Below are 16,278 nucleotides of genomic sequence, written 5' to 3' on the forward strand. Positions count from 1 at the left end.
ACCTGGGAAAGCTATGTCCGCCCCCTCCGCGCGCCTCACGCCCGCCCTCGGAGGGAGCAGGCATCGGCACGCGCCCGTGACAAAGTCATTGCCCTTTACGCATTTTCCAAGTAATCAAGAATTAATAGTTTTAACCACCTATCGACTTTCTCCTGATGACCTTCAGAAAGCCTGGTTGGGCCCTGGTGGGCGCGGTGCTGGTGGCCTCGGCCGTCGCGCTGCTGCTCTTCCGAGGGACGCCTCCTTCCTCCCCGGACAGCACCGACACCGTGAGTGCCGCGAGGCAGCCCACCTCAAGCGGTGTCCTCGTCGGCACGCCTTCAGGCGCGTCGCCTTCGACCGAGCCGACCCCGGCGATTGAGCAGCTCCCGATGCCAGGGTGCTGGGATGGCCTGCGCCAGTTGGACAAGACGGCCACGCTGGACTCGCTGCGCGAGGCGCTGGCCGTGGCGGTGGGCAATCGGGACAACCTGCTGGCGGCGTACCTCCAGGAGCGCCTGACGGAGCTGGTGGGCCAGGACGCGGGCCGCGCGCTCCAGGTCGTCGAGTGGGCGAAGCAGGCCAGTCCTCCGCAGCTGGGGCTCTACCTGGATGCCCTCAAGGCCGCGCCGGCCGTGCACGACGCCAAGGTGTCCGAGGCGCTGCTGAAGCTGGGCGAGGACAAGAGCCTGCCGCTGCAGAACCGCTCGGCGGCGCTGGACGCGCTGGAGACGCAGCGTCGGCTGTCCCCTGGAGACCTCGCGCGCCTGAAGGCCGTGGCGCTGGACGAGACGGCGGACTCCACGGCGTGGGTGGCCACGCGCACCCTGGGCCGGGTGATGAAGGAGGACTTCGAGCGCACCGGCACCCATGCCCCGTACTGGAAGGAGCTGCTCTCCATCGCCGGACAGTCGGATGACATGGCGGTGCGGCTGCTCGCGCTGGAGATGCCGTCGTACTCCAATCCGCTCATCGGCTCGGAGTCCTTCGACGAGCTGAAGCGCATCCTCACCACGGACCGCGAGCGCGACGTGCGGGAGATGGCGGCCTTCCGGCTCGGCGTCACGCGAGAGCCGGAGGAGGCCCTGAAAATCTACGAGGCGGCCTTCGAGAAGGAGCACGACGTCTGCGTGCGCTGGGCCATCTTCCGCTTCGCCGTGCGCGCCGCCGGAGAGCAGGCGCTGCCGCTGCTGGCGAGGCTGGCCGCGAAGGACCCGCGCTTCCAGCGCGACTACGCGGAGTTCAAGCAGCTCTACGCCTCGGGCACGGTGGACTTCGCCCGCATCTGGCTGGGCAAGGGCGAGCACCACGCGTGCCTCGTCGAGGAAGGAGCGCCGCACTGATGGACGCCCTCGTGAGGAAGCACCTGGCGCGCGCGCTGCTGGTGTCGGCACTGGTGTCTGGAGCGCTGCCCGCGAGCGCGGCCCCGCCCTTGCTGACGCCGTCCACGTGCACGGTGGAGACGATGCTGGTGGACGTGCGCGCGGCGCTGAAGGACGGCTCGCCCGCGCTGCGGCGCTACGTGAAGGTGCGGCTGCGCGAGGCGGCGCTGGCCCTGCCCGTCGCGGAGCTGCAGGCCGCGCTGGAGCGGGAGCGCGAGCCGGAGGTGCTGGAGGCCCTGGGCGCGGCGCTGGCCACCAAGGCGAGCCACGCCGAGTCACCCACGCTGGTGCAGCCCCTGCTCGCCCGAGCCGCCGGAGACGCGGACCCGGCCGCGCGCGCCGCGGCGGTGCGCGCCCTGAGGGCCACGCCCTCCGTGGAGTTCATGGCGAAGAACGGCGGCGTGGTGACGTACGAGCAGCTCGCGCGGGACGCCTCCCCCGAGGTGCGCCGGGCCGTCGCCGACAACCTGATTGAAGAGAGCGCCCAGGTGTACTCGGGCCATGACCGCGCGGTGTCGGAGACGGCGGTGGCGGTGGCCACCTCGACGGAGGACCCGGCGGTGGCGGCGAAGCTCCTGGGCGAGATTTCCATGGAGGCCGTGGGCCACGAGGCGGTGGAGCGCGTCACCGGACACCTGAAGTCGGAGGACCCGGGCCTGCGCGCGGCGGCGGCCACGGCGCTGGGCGGCGTGCCGGGGGCGGAGGCGACGGGGGCGCGGCGCTCGCTGGAGGAGGCCTTCCGGCGCGACTCGAATCCGGCGGTGCGCAAGGCGGCGCTGGAGGGAATCGCCCGGCTGGGCCAGTCCTCCGCGCGGCCCCTCCTGGAGTCGCTGCGCGGGGTGGACGCGAGCATGGACTTGGAAATCGACGCGTGGCTGTCCGCGCTGAAGCTCAACCTCCAGGAGTGGCACCTGCTGCTGCGCGAGAAGCAGCGGCTGCGGAGGTGACCCCTGCATCACCGCAGTGCCGCAGCGAAACAACTCAGAGGAGGTTTTCATGAAGGCAATGAAGTGGATGTTGGCCACGGTGGCGCTCACCGTGACGGGATGGGCCACCAGCGCGCTCTCCGCGACGGCGGTGGGCCCCATCTGTGACACGGCCGCTCGCGTGGGCTCCACGACGTACTACTCGTGCTCGGGCAGCAGCCACAACGCGCTCGACATGAGCAACGGCACGTGCAGCGAGTGGAACCACCGGGGGATGATCAACGTCAGCCGCTACTACGCCTACTACGGCGGCTGTGCGAACAACTGCAGCGGCGGCACCACCTGTAACGGCGGCGCGGGCAACTACTACGTCGTCACCGGCGCCACCGGCTGGGACTTCCGTCAGCTCCACCTGAACTCCAACGTGTCCTCGGGCTCCAAGACGTGCGACCGCTGCGCGCTGGGCCTCGTGGGCTCCACGGGCAACAGCACCGGCGCGCACGTGCACGCGGACAACCGTCAGTACGGCACCCGCAAGACGGCCTGGTACACCAGCGTCGGCACCACCTGCGGCTCCAGTGCGTACTGCAGCAATCGCGTGGGTACCCCCACGCTGTAGTCGCGGTCGCCGCACCCCGCGCCCCGCTCCGGTTACCCTATGGCCGGAACGGGGCGTCCCTATTTTCAGGCGTCGGAGTGTCGAGCAGCGTCGGCCGCAGCCTTACGCAACAGCTCCCCCGTCGCCGCGTCCGCCGGGAAGAACGACTCAATCGCCAGCTCCGCCAGGGTGATGTCCACCGGCGTGCCGAACACCGTCGTCGTGCCGATGAAGGACAGGACGCCTCGCGGCGTCTGGATTCGCAGCGGCACCACCACGCCCGCGAAGTCCGGCTCCGCGGAGCTGCTCTGCGCCCCCATGCCTCGCAGCTCGTCGAGCAGCGCCGCCAGCGTCACGTCCGCCGTGCTCGACACCTGTCGCTGCAGCCGCGTCAGCACGTGCGCGCGCCACTGTTCCAAATTGAGGATTCGCCGGCCCAGCCCCTCCGGATGAAGGCTCAGCCGCAGCACGTTGATAGGAGGCTGAAGCAGCTCCACAGGCACGCCCTCCAACAACACGCCCACCGCGCGGTTGGCCGTGACGAGGTGCCAGTGCCGGTCCACTGCGAGCGCGGGATAGGGCTCGTGTCCGGAGAGCACCAGCTCCACCGCCTCGCGCGCCGCGCCCATCCGAGGCCCATCCAGCTCGTTCTCTGAATAGACAGGCGCGAAGCCCGCGGCCACCAGCAGCGCGTTGCGCTCGCGCAGCGGGACATCCAGCTCCTCGGCCAGGTGCAGCAGCATGTCCCGGCTCGGCGTGGAGCGCCCCGTCTCCAGGAAGCTCACGTGCCGTGCCGACACGTCCGCGCGGCACGCCAAATCGAGCTGACTCAAGCTGCGGCGCTGGCGCCACTCCCGCAGCAACTCTCCCACCGGACGGCTCGGCATCATCATGCCCCTGACACTAGGAACGCGGGGGAAGCGCTCCAATTACCTCGCACGTAATCGACTTCAAATCCCCCGGCGCGCAATTTGTGTCTCACACGGCGGCCGGATGCTCCGGCGCCGCTTTCCCAAGGACACCTCCATGAGCGCCATTCCCGCTTCCCGCACCCTGCTGGGCCACGTCCTGCTCGCCGACGGTCTCATCAGCGGCGCCACCGGGACCCTGATGTTCTTCGCCGCGGGCCCCTTGAGTGACTTCCTGGGCCTGCACGTCACGCTGCTGCGCTCGGCGGGCTTCAGCCTGCTGCCCTTCGCCGCGCTGCTCGTCTTCCTGGCCATGCGCCCGCTCGTCCACCGGGCGCTCGTCTGGGCCATCATCGTCGCCAACGTGCTGTGGACGGTGGACAGCTTCGTCCTGCTCGCGTCCGGCTGGGTGCAGCCCACCGTCTGGGGACAGGCCTTCACCCTGGTGCAGGCCATCGCCGTGGCGGGCTTCACCTGCCTGGAGTTGATGGCCGTCAGGCAGGCCCGCGTGGTGCCCGCCTGAAGCGCCTCACACGACACCCGCGCCTGGAAGCGGCGCGGCGCTCGACGACTCAGAGCGCCTTGCGGACCGCTTCCAGCGCGGCGTCGTAGTCCGGCTCGTGCATCATCTCCGGGACGACTTCCCGGAAGACGATTTTGCCGTCACGCCCCACCACGAAGGTGCTGCGCGCCAGGAGGCCCAGCTCCTTCATGTACAGGCCGTACTTCCGCCCGAACTCTCGGAGCTTGTAGTCCGACAGCACCGCGACGTTGTTGATGCCCTCGGCCGCGCTGAAGCGGTTGAGGGCGAAGGGCAAGTCGAGGCTCAGGTACCAGACCTTCACGTCCGGCCCCATGTCCGTCGCCTGCTTGTTGAACATGCGCAGCTGGATGGCGCAGACCTTGGTGTCCACGCTGGGCGCCACGCTCAACACCACCACCTGCCCCTTGAGCTCCGACAGCTGGTGGGACTCGAAGAACCCCTTGAACACGGTGAAGTCAGGCGCGACGTCGCCCACCTGCACCTGTCCGTCCCCCTCCAGCGTCACCGGCTGTCCCCGGTAGGTGACCTGGTTCTTGAACTCGGCCATGAATCCGCGCTCCTCTCATCACGCGGCCAGCAACGCCGCACCAATGAGGCCGCTGTCGTCACCGAGCTCCGCGTCGGCGATGAGCAGCCCCTCGCGGGACGTCTGGGACGCCCACGCCCGCACACCCTCCAGCACCCGGCGCCGCATGCCGGGGCAGTGGTTCAACACCCCACCGCCCAGGATGAGTCGCGCCGGGTTCAACACCGTCACCTGGTTGGCCACCGCCAGCGCCAGGAACGTCGCGGCCCGCTCATACACCTCCCGAGCCGCCGCGTCGCCTGCTTCCGCCGCCTGCTCCAGCGTCACCGGCGTCAGCTTCGTGGCGTCATTCCCCACCAGCTCCGCCAGTGCGGGCGAGCTCCCCGCCGCCAGCAGCTCGCGCGCCTGCGCGATGAGGTTGTGCCCGCCGGTATACGCCTCCAGGCACCCCTGCTCGCCACAGCCGCAGCGCCGGCCGCCCGGCACCACCTTGATGTGGCCCAGCTCTCCCGCCACGCCGCCCGCGCCGTCCAGCAGGTGTCCACCCGCGATGATGGCGCTGCCCACGCCCGAGCCCACGAAGACCACCAGCAAGTCCTGCGCGCCGCGTCCCGCGCCCGCGTGCAGCTCACCCCAGGCGGCGGCGGACAAATCGTTCACCACCTTCACCTTCTGCCCCAGCCGGTCCGTGAGCAGCTGGCCCAGCGGCACGTTGCGCCAGCCCAGGTTGGGGGCGACCGACAGCACGCCAGAGTCCTTGTGAATCTGCGCCGCCGCGCCCACGCCACAGCCGCCCACCACGACACCCGCGGACTTCACCGCCTGGGACGCCGCCTGGGCAATCGTCTCCACCACTCCGGAAGGACTGCGCTCCACGAGGGCCACCTTGGCCGACGCGAGCATGTTCCCCGCCTCGTCCACCACCGCGGCTCGGGCAAACGTTCCACCCAGGTCGATTCCAAGCGTCGCCATGGAGGTGTCCTTTCTCAGCCCTTCACGCGCTCGAACAGCTCGGTGACCAGCGCTTCGACTTCCTTCTTCTTCGCCTCGTCCTTCAGCGTGCCCTCGGGCGTGAAGGCCTCCATCGCCCGGGCCAGGTGCACCTGGTTGGGCAGCACCAGCGCGCCCACCGACGACATCACCTGACGCAGGTGGGGCTGCATGCGCGACGTGCCGAAGTTGCCGGGGCTGGCGCCCATGATGGCCGCCCACTTGCCCTGGAACAGCCGGCCCGGCGCGCGCGACGCCCAGTCGATGGCGTTCTTCAGGCCGCCGGGAATGGACGAGTTGTACTCGGGGCTCGAGATGAGGAACCCCTGGGCCTTGCCCACCCGCTCGCGCAACGCGACGACGGGCGCGGGGAGCCCCTGCGCCTCCACGTCACCGTCATAGAGGGGGATGCCGATGGCCTTGAGGTCCACGACATCGACCTCGGCCCCCAGCGCGCGGGCCTTCTGGATGCCCACCGCCAGGAGCAGCTGGTTGAACCCACCGTTACGAAGACTTCCACTGATGGCGAGGATGCGAGGCGACGACATGCTCACCCACCCACTTCCTTCTGCACGCGGGCCACCGTGCCCTCGATGAGCTCCTGGATCTCCTTGAGGCGCTCGGCCGTGTTGGCCTCGAAGCGGAGGACCAGGATGGGCTGCGTGTTGGAGGCGCGGATGAGGCCCCAGCCGTCGGGGAACGTCACGCGCACGCCGTCCACGTCGATGATGTCGTGGCCCGCGGCGCGCAGCGTCTCCGTGGCGCGCTTGACCATCTCGAACTTCTTCTCTTCCTTCGTGTCGAAGCGCAGCTCGGGGCTGGCGAACGTCTTGGGCACGTCGGAGAGCAGCTCGGACAGCTTCTGCTTCTCGTGGGTGAGAATCTCCAGCAGGCGCGCGGACGAGTACACCGCGTCGTCGAAGCCGAAATAGCGGTTCTTGAAGAAGATGTGGCCGCTCATCTCGCCGGCCAGCTCCGCGTGCTCCTCCTTCATCTTCGCCTTGATGAGGGAGTGGCCCGCCTTCCACATGATGGGCTTGCCGCCGCGCTTGGCGATGTCGTCGTACAGCGTGTAGCTGCACTTCACCTCGCCGACGATGGCCGCGCCCGGGCTGTCCTTCAGCACGTAGCGGCTGAAGAGGACCATGATCTGGTCGCCCCAGAGGATGTTGCCCTGGTCGTCGATGACGCCGATGCGGTCGCTGTCGCCGTCGTAGGCGATGCCCACCTCCGCCTTCTCGCGCTTCACCGCGGCGATGAGGTCCTGGAGGTTCTCCACCACCGTCGGGTCCGGGTGGTGGTTGGGGAACGTCGCGTCCATCTCGCAGAACAGGGGCACGACTTCGAAGCCCATGCTCTCGAACAGCGGCACGGCGATGGCGCCGCCGGTGCCGTTGCCCGCGTCGATGACAATCTTCATCCCCTTGCGGCCCACCTTCACCGTCTGCTTCACGAAGTGGTTGTACGGGGTGATGATGTCGAACGGGGTGACGGTGCCGGGCGTGGCCGAGACTTCGAAGTCAGCAGCCTCGATGAGCTTGCGCAGCGCCTGGATTTCGTGGCTGTGGAAGGTCGTCTTCCCCGCGCCAACCTTGAAGCCGTTGTACTCCGGCGGGTTGTGGCTGCCGGTAATCATGGCCAGGCCATCCACCGGCAGGGTGTTGGCGGCGAAGTAGACCAGCGGCGTGGGGACGACGCCCACGTCGAAGACGTTGAGGCCGGTGGACGTGAGGCCCGCACAGAGCGAGTCGCGGAAGCGGGTGGAGGACTCGCGGCAGTCGCGGCCCACGGCGATGAAGCGGCCGCCCTTGCGTCGGATGATGGTGCCCAGGCCCTTGCCCAGGAGCTCCACCACTTCGGCGGTGAGGTCCTTATCGACCAGACCTCGGATGTCGTACTCGCGGAAGATATGCGCGTTCATGAAGGTGTCCCCGCCCTCGCGAAACCGGAGGGCATGACGGAGGGCGGCGGACTCTACACGAGCGCCAGGATTCCCGGCACCCGCCGACACAGGGGCTCAACCTCCTGAACGCAGGCCCCTCGGGGACCCTTCAAGTCCCTGGGGTGCCAATCAACCCCCAGCCCTGCCCGACTGTCGGGCAGGCGGCGGTTCGTGCTCCAGGGCCCCAGGCCCTCCCGGGACGCGCAAGGGCGTCACGGGGCGTCACTCAGTGCGTGGTGACCTCCAGCCCCCGGGACTCGACGCTCGGGGCGACGACGCCCTGGCGCGCCCGCCCGCGCAGCTCCTGGTAGTGGCGCAGCCAGGAGGCGTTGAGCGGATCCAACGAGAGGGCCTCCGCGTAGCGCTCCAGCGCGGCGTCCAGCGAGCCTCGCGCCTCCAGCGAATGGCCCTGCGTGAAGAGGGCCCGGGCCCGCGACTCGGCCAGGGGACGCGCCGTGAGGAAGGCCTGGCGCAGCACGTCCGCCTGCGTCTCCGACAGGCCCGCCTCCAGGCAGCGCGCCACACCCGCGAGGTTGCCGCGCGTGGCATCGAAACCCGCGCGCGACACGGGCTCGCCCAGCACGCGCCCGGCCGCCTCCACGCGGCGCAGCAGCGACTCCAGCGCCTGACGCTGTCCCAGCGGCAGCGCGCGCTGACGGAACAGGTTCAGCCGGCGCAGCGCGGCGCTCGCGCGGCGGCGCACCTGCTCGAAGTCCTCGTGCGGCAGCGCGCCCAGCAGGGCATACGGGTCCTTGGCCACGACGGCCGCGCGCGACAGCAGACGCCCCAGCTCCGCGTCCGGCACGGGCTCCGCGTCCAGCGCCCCTCGCGTCACGCCCACGCCCAGCGCCCGGCCCAACAGCTCCCGCGCCGCCTCGCCCGCGAACTGGACATAGAGGCCCGACGCCCCGCCCCACGCCCGCGCCTCGTCGCGCGTCACGTGGCGGACCACGTCGCAGTCACACGCCACCTTGCGGCCCCCCAGTGACAGCTCCACCGGGAGCTGCGAGGCCAGCTCCGGCAGCGGCCCCGCCCACGTCGCGAAGAAGCCGTCCACCGTCACGTCCCCCACGCGCACGGGCACCAGCTCCGTGTCCGTGGCCAGCCCCAGCCGCACGCCCAGTCCCTGCGGCGACTCCATGCGCGGCGGCTTCACCTCCGTCGGAGCGGCGTTGCCATGGGCCGCGTCGCGCAGCGCCACGTGCAGCGGCGTGGCGCCGTCCTCGGGGAGGATGTGCCCGAAGATGGAGACGCCGCCCTTCGACGTGCGCGTGCGCGCCGGAACAGAAGGCTCCAGCCGGCCGATGCCCTGGCTCTCCAGCAGCGCCTCGCGGAATGCGCGCGCGTCCGGGTAGCGCTCCCCGGGGCGCTGGGACAGCGCGCGCAGCAGCACCTGCGAGAGCGCGGGAGGCACGCGCGGGTTGAGCACGTGCGGCTCCGTGGGAGAAATCCCGCCCACGCGGCCGAAGCCGAAGGGCAGCCTTCCGGTGGCCAGCAGGTAGCCCACCACGCCCAGCGCATACAGGTCCGTGCGCCCATCCACCGCGTCCCCCGCCCACTGCTCGGGCGCGAGGAAGGCGGGCGAGCCCACCACCATGCCGCACGCGCGCTCCTCCGGAGAGAGGCTGGCGGAGAGCACCGCCTGCGTGCCGAAGTCGAGCACCTTCACCTGCCGCTCGCCGCGCGAGTCCCACGTCAGGATGAGGCTGTCCGCGGACAAGTCACCGTGCACCAGCCCTCGCGAGTGCGCGGTCTCCAGCGCGCACAGCGCCTGGGCCAGCAGCAGCACCACCTCCGCCGAGGCCAGCGGCATGGGCAGGCGCGAGAAGGGTTCGCCCTCCGCGTACTCCATCAGCATGCAGGGCAGACCGCCGGGGCCCCGGCGCACGTCCAGCACGCGGGCCACATGGCGGTGCTTCAGCGTGCGCAGCGCCCGGCCTTCCGCCTGGAAGCGCGCGCGAACGACGGGCTGGGCGGCCAGGTGCGGGTGCAGCACCTTCACCGCGAAGCGGTGGCCCGTGGGCTGGTGCTCGGCCAGGTACACCGTGCCCAGCGCTCCGGCGCCCAGCGACTGGCGCAGCACGAGCGGCCCGTGACGCTGCCCCTCCAGCGAAGGCGCCTGGGGACAGCCCGTGCCCACCGGATGCTCCACCGCGCAGTGCCTGCATGCCATGTTCGCCCACCGCCCCTGCCGCCCCGGAATGGGGCGGGCGGCGGGGGCACTGCAACCCCCGTGCACCCCCGGCTTCGTCACCGACTGGACAGGACAACCTCCCGACGGGACGAGAACCCGGAGAAACCCGTTACCCACGAAGCGGAAGTTCTTTCAGCCCGCGGGTCGGAAGTTTCTCCAGCGCACACTGGGCGCCTGCGCCTACAGGTACTTCTGCAGCTTGCGGGCCTTGAGGGCCTCCACGACTTTGCGCACGTCCTGACTCTTCTCGCGGGGGACCACCAGCACCGCGTCACCGGAGTCCACCACCACGACATCCGTGAGGCCCACGACGGCCAGGGGGCGCTTGTCCGCGAGCACCACGCAGCCCTTGCAGTCCACCACCACCGCCGAGGCGCCGGAGATGACGTTGCCGTTCTCGTCCGCCGGGCGGACCTCCGGAATGGCCGCGAAGGAGCCCACGTCGGACCAGCCGAAGTCTCCAGGCAGCACCGCGATGTTGGAGGCCTTCTCCATGACGCCGTAATCGATGGAGATGGAGGGCAGCTTCGGGAAGACCTTCTTCAGCACCGAGCCGAACGTGCGCTTGCCCGCCACCTTGCTCAGTGCGGACAGGCCCTTCTTCATCTCCGGCATGTGCTGCTCGAAGGCGGCCAGGATGACGTCCGCGCGGAAGACGAAGATGCCGCCGTTCCACAGGTACTCGCCCGAGGAGACGTACGCCTTCGCCGTCTCGACGTCGGGCTTCTCCTTGAACGCCTTCACGCCCCGGCCACCGCCCGTGAGCGCGTCACCGACCTGGATGTAGCCGTAGCCCGTCTCCGGGCGGTTGGGCTGGATGCCCAGGGTGACGATGTGCCCGCCTTCCGCGATGCGAGCCGCCTCTTCGAGCGTGCGCTTGAAGCCGGCCACGTCCGCGACGTGGTGGTCCGAGGGCAGCACCACCATGATGCCCTTCGAGTCTCGCGCGGCCACGTGCAGGGCGGCCAGGGCAATGGCGGGCGCGGTGTTGCGAGCCACCGGCTCCACGAGGATGTTCGCCTTGGGCAGGCCCTTCACCAGCTTCGCCGCGGCCTTCGCGTGCAGGGGGCCGCACACGATGAAGGTGTTCTTCACCGTCGACAGGCCCTTGAGGCGGCCCGCGGTGTCGGTGATGAGCGGCAGCTTGGAGGCCAGGGGCAGGAACTGCTTGGGCCTCGCCTGACGGGACAGGGGCCAGAAGCGAGTGCCGGAGCCACCGGCCATGATGACGGGATAGAGGGCCATGCGGGGTACGACTCCTGCGAGTGCCGGCTCGTCGCCAGCGGAAGGGAGGCGCCAGGGTCTTCCCCCAGCGCGGATGGCGGCGCACCATAGCGTTTCGGCCTTTCCGGGAAAGAGGGGAGCCGCTTCCCATGAAGCCCCCGCCCAGGCCGTTGCGCCTCCCACCTTCAGGGCCCCCGAGCCCGCCTGTCCGCCCTCCGGACGATGGAGCGGCCCCGAGCGGCGAGAGTTTTGACCCGCCCCCGAAAAGCCAGTCTCATGCCGCGCTGTTGGACTTCCTCAAGGCCAGAACCACCGGGCTGACGCTCGTTCTCACCGTCGCGCTGGCGCTGGGGCTTTCGCTCGCCCCGATTCCAGAGTCGTGGCGCCCCCTGCCCAGTCTCCAGCGAGGCCCCCTGGGCCCGAAGCTGGTGGCGCTGGCGCTGCCCGCGTCCTTCACCGGAGGCCGTCCCGCTCCACCCCCTGAAATCGAGGCGGTGGCGTCGGATACGACCAAGCCGGACGCGGTGCCGGAAGAAGACCCGGCGGACGACGCGGGGACAGCGGTGGTGGACGCGGTGCCCACGCCCGCGGTGCCCACGGTGCCGGGCATCGGCCTGGAGGAGCTGAGCGCGCCGTCGCTGGCGCGCGCCGTGGAGCTGGAGGCGCTGCGCGAGCGGATGAGCGCCCAGCACGTGGATATCGAGCCCAACTGCCGCAAGGCGCGTGCGGACGGCACCTGTGAGGAGGACGGGCTGGCCCCCTTCCACCGGGCGCTGACGGAGCTGCGCGCGGACACGCGGCGCACGCCGGTGCGCGTGGTGCACCTGGGGGACTCGCTCGTCGCGTCGGACTACATCACCGACGTGGTGCGAGACAGGCTCCAGGAGCGCTTCGGCTCGGGCGGCAAGGGCTTCCTCTTCATCACCCGCCCCGCCAGCGCGGGCCGGTGGACGCGCTCCGGACGGGGCTCGGACGGCTGGGAGATTGCCCGGCTGGTGGACACCAAGTGGCCCCGCGACAGGGTGGGCTGGACGGGCGTGGCCTTCACCTCGGCGGGCGGCTCGCAAAGCACGAAGTACGACGTCGAGGGCTCGCGGGTGGCGGAGCTGTTCTTCCTCGCCCAGCCGTCCAGCGGCTCCGTGCAGCTCTCCGTGGATGGCAGGCCGTTGCAGCGCATCCAGACGCGCGGCTTCTCCAAGACGAAGTCGGAGGCGGCCTTCGCGCGCGTGAATCTGCCCGAGGGCGCCAAGACGCTGACGCTCACCACGTCCGGCAAGGTGGAGCTGCACGGCGTGACGTTGGAGACGGGCACGCCGGGCGTCATCTACGACACGGTGGGCCTGCTGGGCGGCATGGCGGAGGTATACCTCCGAGCCCAGCCCGCGGCCTTCCGCGCGCAGCTGCGTCAGCGCAAGCCGGCCATGGTGGTGCTGATGGTCGGCGGCAACGAGGCGTTCTTCTTCTCGAGAGACCGAACGACGCTCGAAGAGGTGCGCGCGCAGATGAAGGAGCTGGTGTCGCGCGTGCGCGCCAACGTGCCGGACGCGGCGTGCCTGGTCATGTCGCCCATCGACGCGGGCGTGCGGACCATGGGCGGCGAGCTGGTGCCGCGCCGGGGCTCCAAGGAGGTCTCCGACATCTTCCGCGAGGAGGCGCGCCTGGGTGGCTGTGCCTTCTGGGACGCGTACACCGCCATGGGTGGCGAGGGCGCGGCGCTGCGGTGGCTGGAGGCCGGGCTGATGCTGGAGGACCTGGTGCACCCGCGCGCGAAGGGCTCGGACCTGCTGGGTCATCTCTTCGACCTCGCGCTCCAGCGAAGCTTCGCGAAGGTGCACGCGCCGCTGGTGCCGGTGGCGGACACGCCGGGGTTGCAGGACGCGGACACTGCGCTGACGAAGACGTTCGACCGGCTGCGCCGCCGCGAGTCCGGCGAGGCCCTGCGCGTGGGCATCGCCCAGCTCGGCGCGTCGCATACCGCATCGCACTACTTCACGGACGCGGTGCGCGGGGTGCTGACGAAGCGCTTCGGTGACGCGGGCCGGGGCTTCATCGCCGCGGGCAAGGCGTCGCCTCGCCTGGAGAACGCGCGCGTGGCCCGCGAGCTGGTGGGCGACTGGAAGGTGGAGGACGCGATGGAGGCCGAGCCGGGCGGACTGTGGGGCCTCACCGGCATCCGCGCCGTGGGCGCGCCCGGCGCGAAGCTGCGCATCGAGTTCTGCAAGGACTGCCCGAACGCGAAGGCCTCGACCACGGGGCGACTGGACTTGTACGCGCTCGACGTGCCGGACGCGAAGGCGCCGGACATCCGCGTGGATGGCGAGGCCATGCCTCCGGACGCGCCGCTGCCGGAGCCGCTGTCCGCGCCCATGGTGCGCATCCGCTCCTTCCCTGTCACCGGCCCCTCGCACGAGGTGGAAGTCACCGCGCCCGAGGGCAGCGGCGTCACCGTGCTGGGCGCCGCGCTGGAGTACGACACTCCGGGCGTGGTGCTGGACGCGCTGGGGTTGCCTGGGGCCATGGCCTCCACGCTCGGAGGCATGGATGCGGCGGCGGTGGACGCGCAGCTCGCCTCGCGTCGGCCGGACCTGCTCGTCTTCTGGTACGGCACCAATGAGGCCGGAAGGTCCGACCTGGACGCGGCGGCGGTGGCGAACGACTACCCCGCGCTCATCGCCCGACTGCGCAAGGCCACCGGCAACGCCGAGTGCCTGCTGATGGGACCCACGGACCGGCTGGCGCAGGACACGAATGGCCGCTGGACGGAGGCGCCCGCGCTGGCGTCGGTGCTGGACACGCTGCCTCGGGTGGCTCGGGACGCGGGCTGCGCGTACTGGTCTCCGCGCGCGGCCATGGGCGGCGAGCGGGCGATGCTGCGCTGGCAGCGCTCCCGGCCGGTGCTGGGCCACGCGGATGGCGTGCACCTGACGCCGGAGGGCTACGAGCGACTGGCGGCGAGCTTCGCGCGGGACTTCCTGGCCGCGTACGAGCTGCGCAAGAAGACCGAGCCCACCGCGCGCATGGAGGGGAACTGACGTGCTGTCGCACAGCCTCCAATACCTCGTCTTCGTCATCGCGGTGTTCGCCCTGTACTGGGCGGTGCACCGTCACTACTGGCCGCGCCTGTTGGTGCTGCTGGTGGCCAGCGTCTACTTCTACGCGGCCTTCACGCCCTTCCCGCTCATCATCTTCCTCATCGGCGTCACGGTGGACCACCTGCTCGTCAAGGGGATGGGACGCGCGACGTCGCAGGGCGTGCGCAAGCTGTTCGTCACGCTGTCCATCGTGTCGAACCTGGGGTTGCTCGCAGGCTTCAAGTACCTGGAGCTGCTGCGCAAGACGGCGCTGGAATTGGTGCCCGCCTCCTGGGGCCTCCACGTCCGCGAGACGCCATTCAGCCTGATTCTGCCGCTGGGTCTGTCGTTCTTCGTCTTCCAGGCCATCAGCTACACGGTGGACGTGTACCGGGGGAAGGCCAGCTCCGAGCACTCGTTCATCGAGCACCTGCTGTACATGCTCTTCTTCCCGCGCGTGGTGAGCGGGCCCATCGTCCGCGCGTCGGAGCTCTTGGAGCGCTTCAAGGACGTGCCCACGCTGACGCCGGAAGAAGGCGGACAGGCGATGTTCCGCATCGCCGTGGGCCTGGTGAAGAAGCTGGTCATCGCGGACGTGCTGGGCAGCGGCATTGTCGACCCGGTGTTCGCCTCGCCGGACAAGTACGCGTCGGCCGAGTGCATCGTCGCGGCCATCGCCTACACCTTCGAGCTCTACTACGACTTCTCGGGCTACTCGGACATCGCGCTGGGTGTGGCGGCGCTGTTCGGCTTCAAGTTCCCGGAGAACTTCAACCGGCCGTACCTGGCGAAGAACCTGGGCGAGTTCTGGAACCGGTGGCACATGAGCCTGTCCACCTGGCTGCGGGACTACCTGTACCGCCCGCTGGGTGGCAACCGGGTGTCGAAGCCTCGGGTGCTGTTCAACCTGATGACGGTGATGGTGCTGGGCGGCCTGTGGCACGGCGCGGACTGGCGCTTCGCCGTCTGGGGCGGCGTGCACGGCGCGGTGCTGGGCCTGTCACGGTGCTGGGAGTGGTGGGTGGGCAAGCCCGAGAAGCCAGGTGTCCCTCGCATCGCGATGGGGATTCTGGCCACGTTCACCATCGTCGTGCTGACGCGGGTGGTGTTCCGCGCGAAGACGATGACGCACGCGGGGGAGTTCTACGCGCGGATGATGGAGGGCGTGCCGGGCATCGCCAACGTCAGCCCGCTGGTGTGGGGCATGTTGGCGGCGGCGGTGTTCTTCCACGTGGTGCCGATGAAGCTCTACACGGTGGCGTCGGAGGTGTTCGTCCGGATGCCGGTGCCGGTGCGCGCCATGGCCCTGGTCGTCCTGGGCCTGGGCATCCGCCACCTGTCGGCCGTGGAGACGCGGCCGTACGTGTACCTTCAGTTCTAGCCGCGCGCGGTGAGCACGGCCTCCAGGCCGGGCACCTGCGCGAGCTGCCCCAGGAAGTCGCGGAGGATGCGCGCGGTGGCGCCCCAGATGACGTGGGTGCCGTACGTGTAGAAGTACAAGTCCCGCTCGGCGCCGAAGACCTCCTTGCGCTCGACGCGGAGGATGGCCGGGTCCATCAGGCTGACGAGCGGCACCTCCAGGATGAAGGCCACCTCCTCCGGGCTGGGCTGGTACTTGCCGTCGCCCGGAATCACGCCGACGAAGGGCCGCACGCGGTACTGGGAGATGGTGGGCACCTCGTCGAGCATGCCCAGCACGCGCACGCCGCGCCGGTCGATGCCCAGCTCCTCTTCCGTCTCGCGCAGCGCGGTGTGCAGCGGCGTGAGGTCCTCCGCGTCGCGGCCTCCGCCCGGGAAGCTGTACTGGTTGGCGTGGGTGCGCAGGGTGGCCGGGCGCCGGGTGAAGACCACGTGCGGCACGCCGTCGCGCTCGAACAACGGCACCAGCACGGAGGCCTCGCGCAGCACGAGCCCCGGCAGGTCCACGTTGCGAGCGGGACGCGCCGACAGCCGTGCCTCCACCCCCTGGAACAACGCCTCCACGCTCACGAAGC

Annotated in this window: 14 protein-coding genes; 6 read left to right on the forward strand and 8 right to left on the reverse strand. The window is 70.3% G+C overall.

The genetic code is table 11. The features are described 5' to 3' along the window. The first annotated feature begins 155 nt into the window (after nucleotides 1-155). Genes LZ199_RS36335 through LZ199_RS36345 form a run of 3 tightly spaced genes read left to right on the forward strand, consistent with a single transcriptional unit; the run spans nucleotide 156 to nucleotide 2,906 of the window. Nucleotides 156-1,322, forward strand: a complete 1,167-nt coding sequence (locus LZ199_RS36335; protein WP_253998375.1) for a HEAT repeat domain-containing protein — start codon at nucleotides 156-158, stop codon at nucleotides 1,320-1,322. Beyond that, nucleotides 1,322-2,308, forward strand: coding sequence for a HEAT repeat domain-containing protein (locus LZ199_RS36340; RefSeq protein ID WP_253998376.1), 987 nt, complete (start codon nucleotides 1,322-1,324; stop codon nucleotides 2,306-2,308). Before LZ199_RS36335 ends, LZ199_RS36340 begins: the two co-directional genes overlap by 1 nt. Nucleotides 2,309-2,357: 49 nt before the next feature. Next, nucleotides 2,358-2,906, forward strand: a complete 549-nt coding sequence (locus LZ199_RS36345; protein ID WP_253998377.1) for a M23 family metallopeptidase — start codon at nucleotides 2,358-2,360, stop codon at nucleotides 2,904-2,906. Between the two features lie 65 nt (nucleotides 2,907-2,971). On the opposite strand, the gene LZ199_RS36350 is transcribed toward LZ199_RS36345, so the two are convergent. After that, on the reverse strand, nucleotides 2,972-3,778 hold the full coding sequence (locus tag LZ199_RS36350) for a helix-turn-helix domain-containing protein (RefSeq protein ID WP_253998378.1): 807 nt from the start codon (nucleotides 3,776-3,778) through the stop codon (nucleotides 2,972-2,974). A 133-nt stretch (nucleotides 3,779-3,911) separates the two neighbouring features. Between LZ199_RS36350 and LZ199_RS36355 the strand changes: the two genes are divergently transcribed. Next, complete coding sequence (locus LZ199_RS36355; RefSeq protein WP_253998379.1) at nucleotides 3,912-4,316, forward strand: hypothetical protein; 405 nt, start codon at nucleotides 3,912-3,914, stop codon at nucleotides 4,314-4,316. A gap of 49 nt (nucleotides 4,317-4,365) precedes the next feature. Here the strand turns inward: LZ199_RS36355 and tpx are convergent, their stop codons facing one another. The 6 genes from tpx to LZ199_RS36385 form a co-directional block, all read right to left on the reverse strand. Further along, nucleotides 4,366-4,884 (reverse strand): thiol peroxidase, encoded by a 519-nt coding sequence (gene tpx, locus LZ199_RS36360; protein WP_253998380.1) that lies wholly within the window; start codon nucleotides 4,882-4,884, stop codon nucleotides 4,366-4,368. A gap of 18 nt (nucleotides 4,885-4,902) precedes the next feature. Continuing rightward, a complete protein-coding gene (locus tag LZ199_RS36365; protein ID WP_253998381.1) occupies nucleotides 4,903-5,835 on the reverse strand; it encodes an ROK family protein in 933 nt (310 codons plus the stop codon). A 14-nt stretch (nucleotides 5,836-5,849) separates the two neighbouring features. Beyond that, nucleotides 5,850-6,401 carry an NADPH-dependent FMN reductase gene (locus LZ199_RS36370; protein WP_253998470.1) on the reverse strand — a complete coding sequence of 184 codons (552 nt, stop codon included), beginning with the start codon at nucleotides 6,399-6,401 and terminating at the stop codon, nucleotides 5,850-5,852. Between the two features lie 2 nt (nucleotides 6,402-6,403). Next, nucleotides 6,404-7,774, reverse strand: coding sequence for a phosphomannomutase/phosphoglucomutase (locus tag LZ199_RS36375; RefSeq protein ID WP_253998382.1), 1,371 nt, complete (start codon nucleotides 7,772-7,774; stop codon nucleotides 6,404-6,406). A gap of 247 nt (nucleotides 7,775-8,021) precedes the next feature. Further along, nucleotides 8,022-9,968, reverse strand: a complete 1,947-nt coding sequence (locus LZ199_RS36380) for a serine/threonine-protein kinase (protein ID WP_253998383.1) — start codon at nucleotides 9,966-9,968, stop codon at nucleotides 8,022-8,024. Between the two features lie 201 nt (nucleotides 9,969-10,169). Then, nucleotides 10,170-11,234 carry a mannose-1-phosphate guanylyltransferase gene (locus tag LZ199_RS36385; RefSeq protein WP_253998384.1) on the reverse strand — a complete coding sequence of 355 codons (1,065 nt, stop codon included), beginning with the start codon at nucleotides 11,232-11,234 and terminating at the stop codon, nucleotides 10,170-10,172. A 128-nt stretch (nucleotides 11,235-11,362) separates the two neighbouring features. On the opposite strand from LZ199_RS36385, the gene LZ199_RS36390 reads away from it, so the two are divergent. Both LZ199_RS36390 and LZ199_RS36395 read left to right on the forward strand, forming a co-directional pair. Further along, on the forward strand, nucleotides 11,363-14,245 hold the full coding sequence (locus LZ199_RS36390; RefSeq protein WP_253998385.1) for a GDSL-type esterase/lipase family protein: 2,883 nt from the start codon (nucleotides 11,363-11,365) through the stop codon (nucleotides 14,243-14,245). 1 nt (nucleotide 14,246) lies between these two features. Beyond that, a complete protein-coding gene (locus LZ199_RS36395; protein WP_253998386.1) occupies nucleotides 14,247-15,665 on the forward strand; it encodes an MBOAT family O-acyltransferase in 1,419 nt (472 codons plus the stop codon). On the opposite strand, the gene LZ199_RS36400 is transcribed toward LZ199_RS36395, so the two are convergent. Next, nucleotides 15,662-16,273: an NUDIX hydrolase gene (locus LZ199_RS36400; protein WP_253998387.1), complete on the reverse strand. Its 612-nt coding sequence runs from the start codon at nucleotides 16,271-16,273 to the stop codon at nucleotides 15,662-15,664. The two genes, LZ199_RS36395 and LZ199_RS36400, sit on opposite strands and share 4 nt — an antisense overlap. Between the last annotated feature and the right edge of the window lie 5 nt (nucleotides 16,274-16,278).

The sequence above is a fragment of the Myxococcus qinghaiensis genome, assembly GCF_024198215.1.
Taxonomy (GTDB): domain Bacteria; phylum Myxococcota; class Myxococcia; order Myxococcales; family Myxococcaceae; genus Myxococcus; species Myxococcus qinghaiensis.

Bases quoted from the DNA above. Each gene is read 5' to 3' on its own strand.
- LZ199_RS36335 (WP_253998375.1), top strand. From the start codon at position 156: ATGACCTTCAGAAAGCCTGGTTGGGCCCTGGTGGGCGCGGTGCTGGTG.
- LZ199_RS36380 (WP_253998383.1), bottom strand. From the start codon at position 9,968: ATGGCATGCAGGCACTGCGCGGTGGAGCATCCGGTGGGCACGGGCTGT.
- LZ199_RS36365 (WP_253998381.1), bottom strand. From the start codon at position 5,835: ATGGCGACGCTTGGAATCGACCTGGGTGGAACGTTTGCCCGAGCCGCG.
- LZ199_RS36390 (WP_253998385.1), top strand. From the start codon at position 11,363: ATGAAGCCCCCGCCCAGGCCGTTGCGCCTCCCACCTTCAGGGCCCCCG.
- LZ199_RS36370 (WP_253998470.1), bottom strand. From the start codon at position 6,401: ATGTCGTCGCCTCGCATCCTCGCCATCAGTGGAAGTCTTCGTAACGGT.
- LZ199_RS36345 (WP_253998377.1), top strand. From the start codon at position 2,358: ATGAAGGCAATGAAGTGGATGTTGGCCACGGTGGCGCTCACCGTGACG.
- LZ199_RS36355 (WP_253998379.1), top strand. From the start codon at position 3,912: ATGAGCGCCATTCCCGCTTCCCGCACCCTGCTGGGCCACGTCCTGCTC.
- LZ199_RS36340 (WP_253998376.1), top strand. From the start codon at position 1,322: ATGGACGCCCTCGTGAGGAAGCACCTGGCGCGCGCGCTGCTGGTGTCG.
- LZ199_RS36350 (WP_253998378.1), bottom strand. From the start codon at position 3,778: ATGATGATGCCGAGCCGTCCGGTGGGAGAGTTGCTGCGGGAGTGGCGC.
- LZ199_RS36385 (WP_253998384.1), bottom strand. From the start codon at position 11,234: ATGGCCCTCTATCCCGTCATCATGGCCGGTGGCTCCGGCACTCGCTTC.
- LZ199_RS36375 (WP_253998382.1), bottom strand. From the start codon at position 7,774: ATGAACGCGCATATCTTCCGCGAGTACGACATCCGAGGTCTGGTCGAT.
- tpx (WP_253998380.1), bottom strand. From the start codon at position 4,884: ATGGCCGAGTTCAAGAACCAGGTCACCTACCGGGGACAGCCGGTGACG.